An 18,059-nucleotide genomic window follows, 5' to 3' on the forward strand; every position below is an offset into this window, starting at 1 on the left:
TTGTTAAAGAGCAGTGAGTTAGGCGCTTTCGCTTGCTAACTCGAGGTGGCGTATATTACGCTTTTCACCCGGAGAGTCAAGCGTTTATTTCGCTTTTCTCTCGCTGACCCGGCGGCTTGTCAGTCGTTGTTCCCGGTCAGTGGAGGCGCATTATAGGGAGTTCTCGGCAGGCCGCAACCCCTAAATGCAAAAAACTTTTCAAGCGCGGTTTTTTTCGGCAAAAGGGCGAAAAAGCGACGAATTTATGTCACTTTTTCAGGCAAACAGCCATAAAAGCTGGCGATCGCTGGAGTAAAATAGAAATAACGATGTCAGTAAGGACCCGCAGCCATGCCGTTAAATGCACAACAACAGGCCGCCCAACGCAATCTTTCTTATCTGCTTGCAGAGAAACTCGGCCAACAAATTCTGGCGGGCGATTATCAGGCCGGCAGCATCCTGCCCGGTGAAATGGAACTGGGCGAGCAATTCGGCGTCAGCCGCACCGCAGTACGCGAAGCGGTAAAGATGTTAGCCGCCAAAGGCATGTTGCTACCACGCCCGCGCATCGGCACCCGCGTGATGCCGCAGAGCCAATGGAATTTCCTCGATCAGGATTTACTGACCTGGTGGATGACGCGGGAAAACTTCGATCAGGTGATGCAACACTTCCTTATCTTGCGCACCTCGCTGGAGCCACAGGCCTGCGCGTTGGCGGCAGACCACGCCAGCCCGCAGCAAACCAAGCTGCTGGCGGAACTGATGGCGGAAATGCGCGCGCTGCATACCCAGTTTGACCGCGAGCGCTGGATCCAGGTCGATACCCAATTCCACCAGCTCATCTATGAGGCCAGCGGCAACCCGTTCCTGACCTCGTTCGCCAACCTGTTCAGTTCGGTGTACCAAAGCTACTTCCGCGCCATCACCGGCAATGAAGTCATTAAGCTGCGCCATCATCAGGCTATCGTCGATGCGATACTCGCCGGGGACAGCGCCGGCGCGCTCGTCGCCTGCCAGGTGCTGCTGAAAGAGAAAGACTAGACACGCTCCCCGCTTATATATAGAAGAAAGAGACGAGGGACAGACGACCATTTAACCAGGACCGACCATGACCCAATCCGCGCGCAGTATGGCAGGGCTACCGTGGATCGCCGCAATGGCGTTCTTTATGCAGGCGCTGGACGCCACCATCCTCAACACGGCGCTACCGGCGATCGCCCAAAGCCTGGGGCGATCGCCGCTGGCGATGCAATCGGCCGTCATCAGCTACACGCTGACGGTGGCAATGCTGATCCCGGTCAGCGGCTGGCTGGCGGACCGCTTCGGCACCCGGCGCGTGTTCATCTTCGCCGTCACGCTATTCACCCTCGGCTCGCTGCTGTGCGCCCTCTCCCCCACGTTGAGCGCGCTGGTCGCCTCTCGCGTGCTGCAGGGCATCGGCGGCGCGATGATGATGCCGGTCGCGCGGTTGGCGCTGCTGCGCGCCTACCCGCGCAGCGAACTGCTGCCGGTGCTGAACTTCGTCACCATGCCCGGCCTGGTCGGGCCGATTCTGGGGCCGCTGCTGGGCGGGTGGCTGGTCACCTACGCCACCTGGCACTGGATTTTCCTGATCAATATCCCTATCGGCCTGCTCGGCATCTTCTATGCGCGCAAATACATGCCGGACTTCACTACGCCCAAACGCCGCTTCGATTTTCTTGGCTTCATGCTGTTCGGCCTGAGCCTGGTGCTGATCTCCACCGGGCTGGAGCTGTTTGGCGAGCGGGTACTGGCAAGCTACGTTTCGCTGGGTATTCTGCTCAGCGGCTTTGTGATGCTGTTCGGCTACATCGCGCACGCCCGCCGTCACCCTCAGCCGCTGATCGGTCTCGACCTGTTCAAAACCCGTACCTTCTCGGTCGGTATCGCTGGCAACGTCGCCTCCAGGCTGGGCACCGGCTGCGTGCCATTTTTAATGCCGCTCATGCTGCAGGTGGGATTCGGCTATACGGCGATCGTCGCCGGTTGCATGATGGCGCCAACCGCCATCGGCTCGCTGATGGCGAAATCCACCGTCACTCAGGTGCTGCGCTGGTTCGGCTACCGTAAAACGCTGGTCGGCATTACCGTTATCATCGGAGTGCTGATCGCCCAGTTCGCCCTGCAAAGCCCGGGCATGCCGCTGTGGCTAATGATCCTGCCGCTGTTCGTGCTGGGCATGGCGATGTCCACCCAGTTTACCGCCATGAACACCATCAGCCTGGCGGATTTGAACGACGCCAACGCCAGCGCCGGCAACAGCGTCCTGGCGGTCACCCAGCAGCTGTCCATCAGCTTCGGCGTGGCGATCAGCGCAGCGGTGCTGCGTTTTTACGAATCCCTGTCGTTAGGCACCATGATCGACCACTTCCATTACACCTTTATCACCATGGGGATCGTCACCGTGGCGTCGGCGCTGGTGTTTATGTTGCTGAGAAGGAAAGATGGCCGCAATTTGATCAGCGGCCAGGAAAGCAAGAAAGAAGCGAAGGTGGCGAGCTAACGGCGGCCCACCGAGGCGCGTTCCACCAGCTCGGGCGTCAGCACCAGCACCTGGGGCGCGCGCTCCGGGTTTTGCAGGCGGTTGATCAGCGCATCGATCGCCAGTTCGCCCAGCGAATCCTTCGGCTGATGAATGGTGCTCAGCGGCGGCGCCAGATAACGGGCCAACTCAATGTCATCGTAGCCCATCACCGCCATATCCTGCGGCACGGAAAGCCCGGCCTGATACAGCGCCTGATAAACGCCTACCGCCACCGCGTCGTTGCCAGCGAACACCGCATGCGGCGGCTCGTCCAGCGCCAGCAGTTGGCGCATGGCGTTTACCCCGCCCTCAAACTCAAAATCGCAATGCACTTCATACCCTGGCGAAACCGGCAATCCGGCGCGACGCATTGCGTTGCGATAGCCTTCCAGTCGGTGACGAGCGGTGGTTTTATCCTCCGGGCCAGCAATGCAGGCAATCTTGCGGTAGCCGCGGGCGATCAAATGATCGGTCGCCATCTCGCCGCCCAGCAGCGAGTTATCCTGAATAATGTCGTTGGCGCCCTCGAACGGCGCCCAGTCCATCATCACGATCGGCAATGACGGGTAGCGGCTCAGGGCATCTTGCGATGGCCGGTGGTTTTCGGTGCACATCAACAGCAAACCGTCGACGCGCTTTTGCAGCAGCGTCTCCATGCTGCGGTTCATGCGCGCGGCGTCTTCTTCGGTGTTGCACAGGATCAGGCTGTAGCCGCGTTCATAGCAGCTGCGCTCTACGCCGCGCACTACTTCGGCATAAAACGGGTTGTTGCTGGCGGTCACCAGCATGCCGATAGTGCGCGTCTGATTGAGCTTCAGGCTGCGCGCCAGCGCAGAAGGCGCATAGTTCAGCTGTTCCACGGCCGCCATGACCTTGTCGCGCACGCTGTCGCTGACAAAGCGATTGTTGTTGACCACATGCGAAACGGTAGAGGTTGAAACGCCCGCCAGGCGGGCGACATCTTTCATGGTGGCCAAAGGATCACCCCTGCTGCTGCAAGAAGGCGTCGATCTCTTCACGCCACGGCACCGAAGGCTGCGCGCCGGGGCGGGTCACGGCGATCGCCGCCGCCGCATGGGCGAAACGCACCGCGTCGGCCATGACCTTGCCTTCCAGCAGGGCGGTCACCAGCGCGCCGTTAAAGGTATCGCCGGCGGCGATGGTATCCACCGCTTGCACCTTGAAACCGGGCACCAATTTGCCGTTGCCGTTTTCGCTCAGCCACACGCCGCGGCTACCGAGGGTGATGATCACCGTCGCGATGCCCTTGTCGTGCAGCGCCTGCGCCGCACGCGCCGCATCCGTTTCGTTGTCCACGGCGATGCCGGTCAGGCGCTGGGCTTCGGTTTCATTCGGGGTGATCATATCGATCATGCCCAGCAGCTCGTCAGGTAGCTCGCGCGCCGGAGCCGGGTTGAGGATCACCTGCGTGTGATGTTGTTTCGCCAGGCGGGCGGCGGCGATCACCGTCTCCAGCGGCGACTCGAGCTGCATCAGCAGGGCATCGGCGTCGATCACTTTTTGTTGGTAGCGCGCCAGGTAATCCGGCGTTACCGCGGCGTTGGCGCCGGCATCAATGCCGATCACGTTCTCGCCTTCGGCGTTGACGAAGATCAGCGCCACGCCGGTGGTGGTGTCGGCGATGGCTTCAATCGGCTGGGTATCAATGCAATCGCTCGCCAGCTGCCGGCGGACACGTTCGCCGATATCGTCGGCGCCCACGCAGGCGATAAAGGCGATCTTCGCCCCGCTGCGCCCGGCCGCCACCGCCTGATTCGCGCCCTTGCCGCCAAACGCCACCTTATACTGTTTCCCGATCACCGTTTCGCCCGGGTGGGGGAACTGTTCAATATTGAGGATATGGTCGGCATTGATGCTGCCAAGAACCACCAGCTTACCTGTTTCCATCGCATTGATTCCTGAATTGCGCGCCATCGTAAACGCCCCGTTCCGATGGCGCTGGTATGACTTACTGAGTGACCAGTTTCAAATCGACCGGGATGGTCGCCGACACTTTTTCGCCTTTCAGCACTTTATCGGCGGTTTCCACGCCGATCACGCCGATCTGATCGGGGCGCTGCGCCACCGTCGCCGCCAGCTTGCCGCCTTCGACCGCTTTCACGCCGTCAGCGGTGCCGTCGAAGCCTACCACGATCACGTCGGTTTTACCGGCGGTTTGCAGCGCGCGCAGCGCACCCAGCGCCATTTCATCGTTCTGGGCGAACACCGCCTGCACATCCGGGTGCGCGGTCAGCAGGTTCTGCATCACGTTCAGGCCCTTGGTGCGATCGAAATCGGCCGGCTGACTGGCCAACAGTTTGAATTTATTCTGATCCAGCGACTGCTTGAAGCCTTCACCGCGTTCACGCGCGGCAGAGGTGCCAGCGATGCCTTCCAGCTGAATCACCTTGGCATCGGCGCCCGCTTTCTTGGCGATGAAATCACCGGCCATTTTGCCGCCCACGCGGTTGTCCGAAGCGATGTGGCTCACCACGTCACCCTTGCTCGCCACGCGGTCCAGCGTGATGACCGGGATCTTAGCCTGGTTGGCCATCTTGATGGCGTTACCCACCGCATCGGAGTCGGTCGGGTTGATCAACAGCAGCTTGGGCGCCCGCACCATCAGATCCTGCACGTTGGCCAGCTCTTTCGCCGGGTTGTTCTGGGAATCCAGCACCACCAGGTTGTAGCCCAGCTTGTTGGCCTCTTGCTGCGCCCCATCCTTCATCGAGACGAAGAACGGGTTGTTGAGGGTGGACACCACCAGCGCGATGGTGTCTTTGGCCATGGCATTGGCGCTCAGGGTGGCGCTCAGCGCGATGGCGGAAGCTAAGGTTGCCAGTTTTTTCATTTTCATCATCGTGATTCCTGTAGGGGGAGGTTACTTGTTGCTTTTGTTATCTACCAGAACCGCCAGCAGTATCACCACTGCCTTCACGATCATTTGGTAGTAGGAAGAAACACCCAATAAATTCAGGCCGTTGTTCAGGAAGCCGAGGATCAGCGCCCCGATCAGCGTGCCGACGATGCGCCCCTTGCCGCCGGCCAGGCTGGTGCCGCCCAGCACCACGGCGGCGATGGCGTCCAGCTCATAGCCAGTGCCGGCGGTCGGCTGCGCCGACGACAGGCGCGCCACTTCGATCACCCCGGCCAGCGCCGCCAGCAGGCCGCACAGCGAGTAGACGATAATCTTCACTTTATCGACGCTGATGCCGGACAGGCGGGTCGCCGCTTCGTTGCCGCCCAGGGCATAAATATAGCGGCCCAGGCGCGTATGGTGCAGCATATACCAGGCGGCGATGAACACGATCGCCATGATCCAGATCGGCGTAGGCACGCCCAGCGGACGGCCGATGCCGAACCAGCCGAAGGTGTCGGCCACGTCGGTGAAACCGGTATTGACCGGGCTGCCGTTGGTGTACACCATGGTGACGCCGCGCAGCAGCAGCATCATCACCAGCGTGGCGATAAAGGCCTGCACCTTGCCTTTGGCGACGATCACCCCGGTACAGGCGCCAATCGCGGCGCCGAGCGCCAGTGCCGCCGCCACCGCCACCAGCGCGTTGACCTCAAAGCCGACGATCGACGCCGCCACCGCGCCGGTCAGGGCCAACAGCGATCCTACCGACAGATCGATGCCGGACGTGAGGATCACCAGCGTCATCCCCACCGCCATGATGGCGTTCACCGAAGTCTGCTGCAGAATATTGAACAGGTTGTTCAGGGTGAAGAAGTTCGGGCTCATGGAAGAGACCACGGCGATCAGCACCAGCAGCGCAATCAACGACTTCTGCTCTAACAGCCACTCTTTACTGAACCAGCGCTTGGCTGCGATAGTCTGGGAACTCATATCTGATTACTCCTGCTTTACGCCGTATTGCTTGCCGACGGCTGCCGCCATCAACGCTTCCTGGGTGGCCTGTTCAATCGGGAACTCGCCGCTGAGATGCCCTTCGTGCATCACCAGAATGCGATCGCTCATGCCCATCACCTCCGGCATTTCCGAAGACACCAGAATGATGCTCAGCCCTTCCTGCTTGAACTGGTTGATTAACTGATAGATCTCTTTTTTGGCGCCGACGTCGACGCCGCGCGTCGGCTCATCGAGGATCAGCACCTTCGGCCGGGTCATCAGGCCGCGGGCGATCGCCACTTTTTGCTGGTTGCCGCCGGAAAGCAGGCCGATCGGCTGCTCCATCGACGGCGTTTTGATATTGAACAGGCGGATGAAATCCCCCACCGCCTGCCGCTCATCGGCCTGTTTCAGGCTGCCGTCGGCGCGGCTGAAGTAGCGCAGCGCGGTCAGAGACATGTTTTCCTTTACCGACATGCCCAGCACCAGGCCGTCGCGCTTACGGTCTTCCGAGATATAGACGATGCCGTTCGCCAACCCGTCCTGCGGCGAGTGGGTGACCACGTCGCGGCCGTCCAGGCTGACGGTGCCGGCCTTACGCGGCGCGGCGCCGTACAGGATCTTCATCAATTCAGTGCGCCCGGCGCCCATCAGCCCGGCCACGCCGAGGATCTCGCCGCGGTACAGCGTAAAGCTGACGTCTTCAACGCCGGGTCCGGAAAGGTGGCTGACGTCCAGCCGCTTTTCCCCGCGCGGCAAATCAAGGCGCGGGTATTGTTCTTCCAGCTTGCGGCCGACCATCATCTCAATCAGCGAATCTTCCTGCAGCTCGCTCACCGGCCGCTCAGCGATGAACTGCCCGTCGCGGAACACGGTCACGTCGTCGCAGATTTCAAAAATCTCTTTCAGGCGGTGCGAGATATAAACGATGCCGCGCCCTTCGGCCTTCAGCTCGTTGATCACCTTGAACAGCGAGGCGGTTTCGGTGTCGGTCAGCGCATCGGTCGGTTCGTCCATGATGATCACTTTCGATTCGAAGCTCAGTACCTTGGCGATCTCCACCATCTGCTGATCGCCGATCGACAGCTCCCCCACCAGCCGGTGGCTGCTGTAGCGCAGGTTGAGGCGCGCCAACAAGCGATCGGCCTCGGCGTACATGCGCTTCCAGTCAATGCGGCCGAAACGGTTGACGAACTCGCGGCCGAGGAAGATGTTTTCCGCAATCGTCAGCTGCGGGATCAGGTTCAGCTCCTGATGGATAATGCCGATGCCCGCTTCCTGCGAATCCTTAGGCCCGTTGAATACCACCTCTTTACCGAGAAAATACTGACTGCCGGCGTCTTTCTGGTAGATGCCAGTCAGCACTTTCATCATGGTGGACTTCCCGGCGCCGTTTTCCCCCACCAGCGCCATCACCTTGCCGGGATAGACGCTGAGGGCGGCGCCGGAAAGCGCCTTCACGCCGGGAAAGGCTTTATCAATCCCTTTCAGTTGCAGTAAAGGTTGCATACGCGCCTCAGAAAGTTACGCCGGCGCACAGGATCACGTTCGCGTAAGGCGAACACTCTCCGCTGCGGATCACCGCCCGGCTGTGCTCGGTTTGCGCTTTAAACGCCTGATGGCTGATATAGCGCACGCTGATGGTATTGCCCTGGCGTTGGCCCAGTGCGGTCAGTTCAGCCAACAATGCCTCGTGGAGCGACGGATTTTGTTTCACGATCTCTTCCGCCAGGATGGCGTTTTCTACCTGCATCTCTTGCGTGACCGCCGCGAACACCTGCATGAAGGTCGGCACGCCTTGCGTCAGCGCCAGATCGATGCGCTGCGTCGCCGCCGGTATCGGCAGGCCCGCATCGCACAAGGTGAGCTGATCGGTGTGCCCCAGCCGGGCAATCACGGCAGACACGTCGGAATTCAGTAATACGCCTTTTTTCATCTTCTCACTCCGCTAGCGAAACGTTTCGCTCTCTGGAGGAGTTTAAAAAAACGGCAGGGGAAGGCAACCGGGACAATGCAGAAGTGTGATCGCTATCGAAACGTTTCGTTCGCGCGCGGAAAAAGCGCAAACAAAAGGGGCTCAGCCATGCTGAACCCCTGTCAGGTGGGTTAGATCTCGACCTGCGTGCCGAGTTCGATGACCCGGTTAGGTGGGATCTCAAACTGATCCGGCGCGCGCAGCGCGTTGCGGCTAAGGGCGACGAACAGCTTGCCGCGCAGGTAGAGATACCACGGCCGCTTGGTGAGGATCAGCGACTCATGCGACATGAAGAATGACGTCTCCGACATGCGGCACGGCAACCCTTCCAGCCCGCAGCGGTGGAACACCTCCTCGACGTTCGGCGTTTCCCGCCAGCCGTAGCTGGCCACCACCCGCCAGAAGGTCGGCGACAGCTGTTCGATGGTCACCCGGCGCACGTTGTGCACGTAAGGCGCATCCTCGGTGCGCAGCGTCAGCAGCACCACGCGTTCATGCAGCACCTTGTTGTGCTTCAGGTTGTGCAGCAGCGCAAAAGGAATGACGTTGGTGGCGCGCGACAGGAACACCGCGGTCCCCGGCACCCGCACCGGCGGCGATTTCTCCAGCGAGGCGATCATCGCCTCCAGCGAGTTGCCGTGTTCATGCAGGCGGCGCAGCAAGCGGAAGCGCTCGCTCTTCCAGGTGGTCATAATGACGAACATCACCAGCGCCAAGGTCAGTGGCAACCAGCCGCCGGAGAACAGCTTCAGGGCGTTGGCGGAGAACATCGGCACGTCGATGATCAGCAAGATGGTCACAATGCCGATCGCCAGGAAGCGATTCCAGTGCCAGTTGTTGATCGCCACCGAGGTGACCAGAATGCTGGTCAGCACCATGGTACCGGTGACGGCGATGCCGTACGCCGCCGCCAGGTTGCTGGAGTGTTCGAACCCGATGATCACCAGCACTACCGAGATGTACAGCGTCCAGTTGATCACCGGAATATAGATCTGGCCGGATTCCATTTCCGAGGTGTGAATGATGCGCATCGGCGACAGGTAACCCAGACGCACCGCCTGGCGGGTCAGCGAGAAGACGCCGGAAATCACCGCCTGCGAGGCGATGACCGTTGCCAGGGTTGCCAGAATCAGCAGCGGGATCAGCGCCCAGTCGGGTGCCAGCAGGAAGAATGGGTTTTTGATCGCTTCAGGGTTTTTCAGCAGCAACGCCCCCTGCCCGAAGTAGTTGAGCACCAGCGAAGGCAGCACCACGGTGAACCAGGCCAGGCGGATCGGGAACTTGCCGAAGTGCCCCATATCGGCATACAGCGCCTCAACGCCGGTGATAGACAGCACCACCGCCCCCAGCGCGAAGAACGACACCTTCTTATATTCCATAAAGAAGTTGAGCGCCCATTTGGGATTCAGCGCCTGCAGCACTTCCGGGTTCGAAATGATGCTGCGCGCGCCCAGCACCGCCAACACGATGAACCACAGCAGCATTACCGGGGCGAACAGCTTGCCGACGCTGCCAGTGCCGTGTTTTTGGATAACGAACAGCAGGGTCAGCACCAGAATCGAGAGCGGGACGATATAGGCGTCGAGCGCAGGCGCGGCGATTTCCAACCCCTCTATCGCCGACATCACCGAGATCGCCGGGGTGATCACCACCTCGCCATAGAAGAAGCTGCCGCCGATCAGGCCCAGTATCACCAGCACTGCGGTGGTGCGCGCCGAGGTATTTCGCCCGGCCAGCGACATCAGCGTCAAAATGCCGCCTTCGCCGGCGTTGTCCGCCCGCATCACGTAGGTAAGATATTTGAGGGAAACGATCACGATCAGCATCCAGAAAATCAGCGACAGGAAGCCGAAAACCACGTCTGGACGAACATCGAAGCCGTAATGGCCGGAGAAACACTCTCTCAGCGTATAGAGAGGGCTGGTGCCGATATCACCGTAGACCACGCCGATGGCAGCCAGGGTTACCGCCGATAGGGACTGCTTATGCTCTGCGCTCATAATTCGTTTCTTTATCAGAACATCCGTTAGCGATGCATCCGCATCAGGCAAAATACGGGCTCAAAGATCCGTCACGCCCACCAGAAAGCCGCACAGTATGCACCATTTATACGGCTTGCCTACCCTTATATCAGAGCCGAAAAATAAACAAAATGTGAACCGGATATCCGACTCAACTGAGAAAAATTTTACTAATCAATAAGCTATACCATTAAAAATAATGGTGGTTTATCATCGAATTATCGACCAAGATTGGCTAACTCTCGGACAATACGACGATTATATGACGCCATCATCCCTTCTGGCAGAACGAATTTCCCGCCTCAGCAGCGCGCTGGAGAGCGGCCTCTATGAGCGGCAAGAGGCAATCCGCCTGTGCCTGCTGGCGGCGCTGAGCGGCGAAAGCGTATTCTTGCTCGGCCCGCCCGGCATCGCCAAGAGCCTGATCGCGCGCCGGCTGAAGTTTGCCTTCCGCAACGCCCGCTCCTTTGAATACCTGATGACGCGCTTTTCTACGCCGGAAGAGGTCTTCGGCCCGCTCTCGATTCAGGCGCTGAAAGACGAAGGGCGCTATCAGCGCCTGACCGCCGGCTACCTGCCGGAAGCGGAGATCGTGTTTCTGGACGAGATCTGGAAGGCCGGCCCGGCGATCCTCAACACCCTGCTGACGGCGATTAACGAACGGCGCTTTCGCAACGGCAACAGCGAAGAACCGATCCCGCTGCGCCTGCTGGTCACCGCCTCCAACGAACTGCCCGAAGCGGACAACAGCCTCGAAGCCTTATATGACCGCATGCTTATCCGCCTGTGGCTGGACAAGGTGCAGGATAAACAGAATTTCCGCTCGCTGCTGGTCAACCGCCAGAGCGAAAGCCAAAACCCGGTGCCGGCGGCGCTGAGCATCAGCGACGAAGAGTTTCTGCAGTGGCAGCCGCAGATCGACAAGGTGGCGCTGCCGGAAGCCTGCTTTGAGCTGATTTTCCAGCTGCGTCAGCGGCTGGACGCGCTGGAGCAGGCGCCATACGTCTCCGATCGGCGCTGGAAAAAAGCCCTGCGTCTGCTGCAGGCCTGCGCCTTCTTCAGCGGGCGCGATGCCATCGCCCCGCTCGACCTGATGCTATTGAAAGACTGCCTGTGGCACGATCTCACCTCGCTGAAGCTGCTGCAACAGCAGATCGATCAGCTGCTGACCGAGTCGGCCTATCAGCAGCAGTCGATGCTGATCCAGTTGCAACAGATCCATACCCGCTGGCTGCAGGACCAGCAGCAGCAAAGCGACCGACAGGCCATCAGCCTGGTGAAAAAGGGCGGCATGTTCAGCCGCAAACCGCAATATGCGCCGGCCACGCCGTTCGCCGGCGGCACCCTCACCCTGCTGCTGCAAAAACCGCTGCAGCTGCATGACATTCAGGTCAACCATCTGAGCATTGAGAGCAGCGTGCTGGATAACTGGCTGCAAAAAGGCGGCGACGTGCGCGCCAAGCTGAACGGCATTGGCTTCGCGCAGCCGATCGATTTGGACGTCGATGACCAACTGCACCTGACGGTGCTGGACGTCAGCCGCCAACCTTCGCTGCTGGCGCTGCCGGGCAAACAGGCCACCGCCACGCCGCAGGCGCTGCTGGATGAAATGGACGCGTTGGCCCAGCGCCTGGCGGAGCAGCGCCGCGCCTTCAGCCAACATCAGCCCTGTCTGTTCACGCCTGCCGCTGGCCTGGCCAAGATCGAAGCCAGTCTGCTGCAAGTGGCGGAACAGGTTAAACAGCAACAGCAGCAAATGCGCGGCCAGTAACCATGCTCAGTCTGGAGACGCTCGATCTGCTTCTGGCGATCACCGAAGGCGAGATGATCGAGGAGATGATCGTCGGCATGCTGGCGGCGCCGCAGCTGTCGGTGTTCTTTAAAAAGTTTCCGGCCCTTCGCCGGGCGCTGGATCGCGATCTGCCACGCTGGAAACTGCAGCTCAAGGAGCGTCTGCAGGAGGCTATGGTGCCGCCGGCGCTGGCGCAGGAGTTTTACCGCTACCAGCAGTGCCAGCTGGAGAACAACACCCAGTTCTATCACAACCTCAATGACACGATGGAGCTGCTGCGTCAGCTGGTCTCGCCGTTTTATGAACAGGCACGCGCGCTGGTGGACGCCGCCGATCTGCCCAATCACCCGCTTGACGACAGCTTCCAAACCCTGTTCTTGCAGCGCTGGCGCATCAGCCTGACGCTGCAGGCCACTATGCTGCACCACCAGTTGCTGGAACAAGAGCGCGAGCAGCTGATGGCGGAACTGCAGGAGCGCCTGGCGCTGAGCGGCGCGCTGGAGCCGCTGCTGTCGGAAAACGACACCGCCGCCGGCAGGCTGTGGGACATGAGCAAAGGCCAGCTGCAGCGCGGCGATTACCAGCGGCTGGTGGAGTATGGCAACTTTTTGCAGCAACAGCCGGAGCTGAAAAAGCTGGCGCAGCAGCTGGGCCGCAGCTATCAGGCCAAGGCGGTGCAGCAACAGGACGCGCAGCCGGAGCCGTTCAGGGTCATGGTGCAGGTGCCGGCCACGCTGCCGGAAGAAGTGAGCGGCATTCATCAGAGCGACGACATCCTGCGTCTGCTGCCGCCGGAGCTGGCGACGCTGGGGATTGAAGAGCTGGAATTCGAGTTTTATCGCCGTCTGTTGGAAAAGCGACTGCTGAGCTACCGTCTGCAGGGCGACGTCTGGCAGGAACAGATCCTGATCCGTCAGGTCACCCACCAGCAGCAGGATCAGCAGCCGCGCGGGCCGTTTATCGTCTGCGTGGACACCTCAGGATCGATGGGCGGCTTCAACGAACAGTGCGCCAAGGCGTTCTGTCTGGCGCTGTTGCGCATTGCGCTGGCGGACAACCGCCGCTGCTACATCATGCTGTTCGCCAACCAGATCGTGCATTACGAACTCACCGCCGCCAGCGGCATCGAACAGGCGGTGCGCTTTCTCGGCCAGCAGTTTCGCGGCGGCACCGATCTGGCGGCCTGCCTGAACGCCACCGTCACCAAAATGGCGGAGAGCGGCTGGTTCGACGCCGATGCGGTGATTATTTCCGATTTTATCGCCCAGCGGTTGCCGGAGGAGGTAATAAAGAAGGTGAAACAGCAGCAGCAAAGCCACCAGCAGCGTTTCCATGCGGTGGCGATGTCCGCCTACGGCAAACCCGGCATCATGCGCATCTTCGATCATATCTGGCGCTTCGATACCGGGCTGAAAAGCCGTTTGATGCGCCGCTGGCGGCGCTAGGCGGTTAGAGCAGGCCTTCGACCGCCCCGCGCACTTCCGGCGACCACACGCCGCACTGCACCTGGCCGATATGCGACAGCTGCAACAGCAGCATCACCAAACGCGACTGACCGATGCCGCCGCCGATGGTCTGCGGCATATCGCCGCGCAACAGCGACTGGTGCCATTCCAGCTTCATGCGTTCTTCATCGCCGGTCAGCGCCAGCTGATGTTTCAGCGCCGTGGCGTCGACGCGGATGCCCATGGAAGACAGCTCGAAAGCGTCCTGCAGCACCGGGTTCCACACCACGATATCGCCGTTCAGGCCCGCCAGGCCATCCGCCGTCGGCGTGGTCCAGTCATCATAATCCGGCGCCCGCACATCGTGCGATTTGCCGTGCGACAGCTTGCCACCGATGCCGATCAGGAACACCGAGCCCAATTCTTTGGCGATCGCCCGCTCACGCCCTTTGGCGTCCAGATCCGGATAGCGCTGCAGCAGGGTTTCGCTGTGTACGAAGTGGATCTGTTCCGGCAGGAACGGGGTCAGGCCATGCTCACGGCTGACTTCCGCTTCCGTCGCCTTGATCGCGGCGTAAATGCTGCGCACGGTGCTTTTCAGGTAGTCCAGGCTGCGCTCACCGTCGCCCATCACCCGCTCCCAGTCCCACTGATCGACGTACACCGAGTGGATTGGCGTCAGGCGGTCCTCATCCGGGCGCAGCGCCTTCATATGGGTATACAGGCCCTCGCCGGCGCCGAAATCGTAGCTGCCCAGGGTTTTGCGTTTCCATTTCGCCAGCGAATGCACCACTTCGAAAGTGGCGTCCGGCAAGGTTTTGACTTTGACCTGCACCGCTTTCTCGCTGCCGGAGAGGTTATCCTGCGTGCCGTCGCCCAAACGGCTGAGGATCGGCGCTTGCACTTCGATCAGGCCGAGCTGTTGCTCCAGCTGGCGGGAGAAGAAGGATTTGACCTGGCTGATTTGTTGTTGTTTTTGGATAAACTGTTTTTTCATTGCCGTATCTCTTGTAAACCTGTCTCTGTTGCCATCGATTAAGCAACAAAATGACACATCAATTCAATATCCATTAATCAATATTGCCTTTTCACTTTTAATCGTTCATTTTTACCCGGACAGAATTCAACAATCGTTAATTAATGGGGGATTAAATGGCGGAAATTTATCAGATCGATAATCTCGATCGTGGCATCCTCAACGCCCTGATGGACAATGCGCGCACACCGTACGCCGAACTGGCGAAAAACTTCGCCGTCAGCCCCGGCACCATTCATGTGCGGGTGGAGAAGATGAAACAGGCCGGGATCATCACCGGCGCGCGCATCGACGTCAGCCCCAAACAACTGGGCTACGACGTGTGCTGCTTTATCGGCATCATATTAAAGAGCGCCAAGGACTACCCTTCGGCGCTGAAGAAGCTGGAAAGCCTGGAAGAAGTGGTAGAAGCCTATTACACCACCGGCCACTACAGCGTCTTTATTAAGGTAATGTGCCGATCGATCGACGCGTTGCAACAGGTACTTATCAACAAGATCCAGACTATCGACGAGATCCAGTCTACCGAAACGCTGATCTCGCTGCAGAACCCCATTATGCGCACCATCGTGCCGTAACCCGCCAAATTGCATACCCACATTATCCACAGGTAGATCCCAGCCGATTCACAGCGTACAATGCAGCCACTTTGAGTGAGAAGGTTGGGATCGTTGGTTCATGGCAGACATTACTCTGATCAGTGGCAGTACGCTTGGCAGCGCCGAATACGTGGCTGAACATTTAGCTGAAAAGCTGGAAGACGCGGGTTTCTCTACCGAGATGCTGCACGGCCCTGAACTGGATGAACTGCCGTTGACCGGCCGCTGGCTGGTGGTCTCTTCCACGCACGGCGCCGGCGAACTGCCGGATAACCTTCAGCCGCTGTTGGAACAGATCGCAGATCAGCAGCCGGATCTTTCCGAAGTGCAGTTCGGCGCCGTCGGTTTGGGCAGTTCGGAATACGACACCTTCTGCGGCGCGATCAAACAGATCGACGATCTGTTGATCGCCAGAGGCGCTAAAAGGATCGGCGATCGTCTCGAGATCGACGTGACCGAGCATGAAATTCCCGAGGATCCGGCCGAGGAATGGGTAAAAACCTGGATTAATTTACTCTAATTCGTCTAAAGATCGCGCGAACGATTGTGGATAACTAAGCTTAAAAGCAGGGTAAAAGCCGTAGTTATCCCAATAACAACCGTAGTGCGCTTTTTGTCCTGTGCATAACAAGCCTTTTAGATCCCAGCTTATCTGCGTCGGGATCACCGATCATTCACAGCAAACGATCCTCCTTAATCTGCTGATCTTCATCGTGAATAGTCACTTATCCACAGAGGATCGCGATCCTAATAAGAGATCTAATAAAGAGATCTTTAAATAAAAAATATCTTCTTTTAATTACCGACGATCCTGACCACTTGGTCGATCGTCTAAACTTGAGTAGAATCCCCGACCCCAGGGCAAATACGATCGTTCGCAATACGGCGAGGTGCAGTTCCATGTTTTATCCAGATCAATTTGACGTCATCATCATCGGTGGTGGCCATGCAGGTACCGAGGCCGCCATGGCCGCGGCACGCATGGGACGTCAGACTTTATTATTGACACACAATATCGATACGCTGGGACAGATGTCCTGTAACCCGGCGATTGGCGGTATTGGTAAAGGGCATCTGGTTAAGGAAATTGATGCACTCGGTGGCCTGATGGCAACAGCGATCGACCACGCTGGCATCCAGTTTAGGATACTAAACGCCAGCAAAGGCCCAGCCGTTCGTGCCACACGCGCTCAGGCGGATCGCGTACTGTATCGCCAGGCGATCCGTACCGCGTTGGAGAACCAGCCCAACCTGATGATCTTCCAACAGCCGGTTGAGGATCTGATCGTCGAAAACGATCGCGTAGTCGGCGCCGTCACCCAAATGGGCCTGAAATTCCGCGCCAAGGCGGTGGTATTGACCGTAGGCACCTTCCTGGACGGCAAGATCCATATCGGTCTGGAAAACTACAGCGGTGGTCGCGCCGGGGATCCACCTTCGATCTCGCTGTCGCAACGTTTGCGAGAACTGCCGCTGCGCGTTAACCGCTTGAAAACCGGTACGCCACCGCGCATCGACGCCCGCACTATCGATTTCAGCGTACTGGCGCCACAACACGGCGATACGCCGGTGCCGGTATTCTCGTTCCTGGGCGATGCCAGCCAACACCCGGAACAAATGGCGTGCTACATCACCCACACCAATGAAAAAACCCATGACGTGATCCGCAATAACCTCGATCGCAGCCCGATGTATGCCGGGATCATCGAAGGGATCGGCCCACGTTATTGCCCGTCGATCGAAGACAAGGTCATGCGCTTTGCCGATCGCAACGCGCACCAGATCTTCCTCGAGCCGGAAGGCCTAACCAGCAACGAGATTTATCCTAACGGGATTTCCACCAGCCTGCCGTTCGACGTGCAGATGCAGATCGTCCGTTCGATGGAGGGAATGCAAAACGCGCGTATTATTCGCCCTGGTTATGCTATCGAGTACGATTTCTTCGATCCGCGCGACCTGAAGCCGACGCTGGAAAGCAAATTCATCCAGGGGCTGTTCTTCGCCGGTCAGATCAACGGCACCACTGGGTATGAAGAAGCGGCTGCGCAGGGCCTGCTGGCCGGTCTGAACGCTGGGCGTTTCGCCGACGAACAAGAAGGCTGGGCGCCACGCCGCGATCAGGCCTACCTGGGCGTGCTGGTGGACGATCTCAGCACCCTCGGCACCAAAGAGCCGTACCGCATGTTTACCTCACGCGCCGAGTATCGTCTGATGCTGCGCGAAGACAACGCCGATCTCCGCCTGACGGAAAAAGGCCGTGAACTCGGCCTGGTGGACGACGTGCGTTGGGCACGTTACAGCGAGAAGTTGGAGCGAATCGAACGCGAACGCCAGCGCCTGCGCGACATCTGGATGCACCCGCACGCCGAGAACGTCGAACAGGTCAATGCGCTGCTGAAAGCGCCGCTGTCGCGTGAAGCGAACGGCGAAGAGCTGCTGCGCCGTCCGGAGATGGATTACGCGCAGTTGACCGGCACCGACGCCTTCGCGCCGCCGCTGGGCGACGTACAAGCGGCTGAACAGGTCGAGATCCAGGTCAAATACGAGGGCTACATCGCTCGTCAGCAGGAAGAGATCGAAAAACAGCAGCGCAACGAGAATACCTTGCTGCCGTTGGATCTCGACTACCGTCAGGTTTCGGGACTGTCGAACGAGGTGATCGCCAAGTTGAACGATCACAAACCGAACTCCATCGGCCAGGCTTCGCGCATCTCCGGCATTACGCCGGCGGCGATCTCGATTTTGCTGATCTGGCTGAAAAAGCAGGGACTGCTGCGCCGCAGCGCATAAATATTGCATCCAGGCGGCCGTTTG

The 18,059-nt window shown here is 59.4% G+C and carries 15 protein-coding genes; 7 read left to right on the top strand and 8 right to left on the bottom strand.

Annotated features, from left to right (window positions below):
- The first annotated feature begins 330 nt into the window (after positions 1–330).
- Together QMZ29_RS11600 and mdtD are read left to right on the top strand one after the other, a co-directional pair.
- A complete protein-coding gene (locus QMZ29_RS11600; RefSeq protein WP_033652336.1) occupies positions 331–1,020 on the top strand; it encodes a FadR/GntR family transcriptional regulator in 690 nt (229 codons plus the stop codon).
- 67 nt (positions 1,021–1,087) lie between these two features.
- On the top strand, positions 1,088–2,503 hold the full coding sequence (gene mdtD, locus QMZ29_RS11605) for a multidrug transporter subunit MdtD (protein WP_099816895.1): 1,416 nt from the start codon (positions 1,088–1,090) through the stop codon (positions 2,501–2,503).
- Here the strand turns inward: mdtD and rbsR are convergent.
- The 7 genes from rbsR to kup all read right to left on the bottom strand — a co-directional run bounded on the left by rbsR (position 2,500) and on the right by kup (position 10,352).
- Entirely contained in the window at positions 2,500–3,501 is a 1,002-nt protein-coding gene (gene rbsR / locus QMZ29_RS11610) for a ribose operon transcriptional repressor RbsR (RefSeq protein WP_025304727.1), read from the bottom strand. The two genes, mdtD and rbsR, sit on opposite strands and share 4 nt — an antisense overlap.
- Before the next feature lie 4 nt (positions 3,502–3,505).
- The gene (rbsK, locus tag QMZ29_RS11615) at positions 3,506–4,432 is read right to left on the bottom strand and encodes a ribokinase (protein WP_261426419.1); all 927 of its coding nucleotides are present in this window, start codon (positions 4,430–4,432) and stop codon (positions 3,506–3,508) included.
- A gap of 61 nt (positions 4,433–4,493) precedes the next feature.
- Positions 4,494–5,381, bottom strand: a complete 888-nt coding sequence (gene rbsB / locus QMZ29_RS11620; protein WP_261426434.1) for a ribose ABC transporter substrate-binding protein RbsB — start codon at positions 5,379–5,381, stop codon at positions 4,494–4,496.
- 24 nt (positions 5,382–5,405) lie between these two features.
- A complete protein-coding gene (gene rbsC, locus QMZ29_RS11625) occupies positions 5,406–6,374 on the bottom strand; it encodes a ribose ABC transporter permease (protein ID WP_025304730.1) in 969 nt (322 codons plus the stop codon).
- Between the two features lie 6 nt (positions 6,375–6,380).
- A complete protein-coding gene (gene rbsA, locus QMZ29_RS11630) occupies positions 6,381–7,886 on the bottom strand; it encodes a ribose ABC transporter ATP-binding protein RbsA (protein ID WP_025304731.1) in 1,506 nt (501 codons plus the stop codon).
- Positions 7,887–7,893: 7 nt separating this feature from the next.
- Positions 7,894–8,313, bottom strand: a complete 420-nt coding sequence (rbsD, locus tag QMZ29_RS11635) for a D-ribose pyranase (protein WP_147823466.1) — start codon at positions 8,311–8,313, stop codon at positions 7,894–7,896.
- A gap of 170 nt (positions 8,314–8,483) precedes the next feature.
- Positions 8,484–10,352, bottom strand: coding sequence for a low affinity potassium transporter Kup (gene kup / locus QMZ29_RS11640; protein ID WP_049207096.1), 1,869 nt, complete (start codon positions 10,350–10,352; stop codon positions 8,484–8,486).
- Positions 10,353–10,635: 283 nt separating this feature from the next.
- On the opposite strand from kup, the gene ravA reads away from it, so the two are divergent.
- Both ravA and viaA read left to right on the top strand, forming a co-directional pair.
- Positions 10,636–12,144 carry an ATPase RavA gene (ravA, locus tag QMZ29_RS11645; RefSeq protein WP_025304733.1) on the top strand — a complete coding sequence of 503 codons (1,509 nt, stop codon included), beginning with the start codon at positions 10,636–10,638 and terminating at the stop codon, positions 12,142–12,144.
- Positions 12,145–12,146: 2 nt separating this feature from the next.
- On the top strand, positions 12,147–13,610 hold the full coding sequence (viaA, locus tag QMZ29_RS11650; RefSeq protein ID WP_004933781.1) for an ATPase RavA stimulator ViaA: 1,464 nt from the start codon (positions 12,147–12,149) through the stop codon (positions 13,608–13,610).
- Between the two features lie 4 nt (positions 13,611–13,614).
- On the opposite strand, the gene asnA is transcribed toward viaA, so the two are convergent.
- Positions 13,615–14,607, bottom strand: coding sequence for an aspartate--ammonia ligase (asnA, locus tag QMZ29_RS11655; RefSeq protein ID WP_261426415.1), 993 nt, complete (start codon positions 14,605–14,607; stop codon positions 13,615–13,617).
- A 155-nt stretch (positions 14,608–14,762) separates the two neighbouring features.
- Between asnA and asnC the strand changes: the two genes are divergently transcribed.
- The 3 genes from asnC (at position 14,763) to mnmG (ending at position 18,035) form a co-directional block, all read left to right on the top strand.
- Positions 14,763–15,224 (top strand): transcriptional regulator AsnC, encoded by a 462-nt coding sequence (gene asnC, locus QMZ29_RS11660; RefSeq protein ID WP_004933786.1) that lies wholly within the window; start codon positions 14,763–14,765, stop codon positions 15,222–15,224.
- A gap of 100 nt (positions 15,225–15,324) precedes the next feature.
- Positions 15,325–15,765 (top strand): FMN-binding protein MioC, encoded by a 441-nt coding sequence (gene mioC / locus QMZ29_RS11665; protein WP_060434928.1) that lies wholly within the window; start codon positions 15,325–15,327, stop codon positions 15,763–15,765.
- A 380-nt stretch (positions 15,766–16,145) separates the two neighbouring features.
- Entirely contained in the window at positions 16,146–18,035 is a 1,890-nt protein-coding gene (mnmG, locus tag QMZ29_RS11670) for a tRNA uridine-5-carboxymethylaminomethyl(34) synthesis enzyme MnmG (protein WP_089181460.1), read from the top strand.
- Positions 18,036–18,059: the final 24 nt, after the last annotated feature.

This window comes from Serratia sp. PF-27 (assembly GCF_030053255.1).
Taxonomy (GTDB): Bacteria; Pseudomonadota; Gammaproteobacteria; order Enterobacterales; family Enterobacteriaceae; genus Serratia; species Serratia bockelmannii.

Excerpts from the sequence above, each read along its gene's own strand:
- QMZ29_RS11600 (WP_033652336.1), top strand. The coding sequence starts at position 331 with ATGCCGTTAAATGCACAACAACAGGCCGCCCAACGCAATCTTTCTTAT.
- mdtD (WP_099816895.1), top strand. The coding sequence starts at position 1,088 with ATGACCCAATCCGCGCGCAGTATGGCAGGGCTACCGTGGATCGCCGCA.
- rbsK (WP_261426419.1), bottom strand. The coding sequence starts at position 4,432 with ATGGAAACAGGTAAGCTGGTGGTTCTTGGCAGCATCAATGCCGACCAT.
- rbsB (WP_261426434.1), bottom strand. The coding sequence starts at position 5,381 with ATGAAAATGAAAAAACTGGCAACCTTAGCTTCCGCCATCGCGCTGAGC.
- rbsC (WP_025304730.1), bottom strand. The coding sequence starts at position 6,374 with ATGAGTTCCCAGACTATCGCAGCCAAGCGCTGGTTCAGTAAAGAGTGG.
- rbsA (WP_025304731.1), bottom strand. The coding sequence starts at position 7,886 with ATGCAACCTTTACTGCAACTGAAAGGGATTGATAAAGCCTTTCCCGGC.
- rbsD (WP_147823466.1), bottom strand. The coding sequence starts at position 8,313 with ATGAAAAAAGGCGTATTACTGAATTCCGACGTGTCTGCCGTGATTGCC.
- kup (WP_049207096.1), bottom strand. The coding sequence starts at position 10,352 with ATGAGCGCAGAGCATAAGCAGTCCCTATCGGCGGTAACCCTGGCTGCC.
- ravA (WP_025304733.1), top strand. The coding sequence starts at position 10,636 with ATGACGCCATCATCCCTTCTGGCAGAACGAATTTCCCGCCTCAGCAGC.
- viaA (WP_004933781.1), top strand. The coding sequence starts at position 12,147 with ATGCTCAGTCTGGAGACGCTCGATCTGCTTCTGGCGATCACCGAAGGC.
- asnA (WP_261426415.1), bottom strand. The coding sequence starts at position 14,607 with ATGAAAAAACAGTTTATCCAAAAACAACAACAAATCAGCCAGGTCAAA.
- asnC (WP_004933786.1), top strand. The coding sequence starts at position 14,763 with ATGGCGGAAATTTATCAGATCGATAATCTCGATCGTGGCATCCTCAAC.
- mioC (WP_060434928.1), top strand. The coding sequence starts at position 15,325 with ATGGCAGACATTACTCTGATCAGTGGCAGTACGCTTGGCAGCGCCGAA.
- mnmG (WP_089181460.1), top strand. The coding sequence starts at position 16,146 with ATGTTTTATCCAGATCAATTTGACGTCATCATCATCGGTGGTGGCCAT.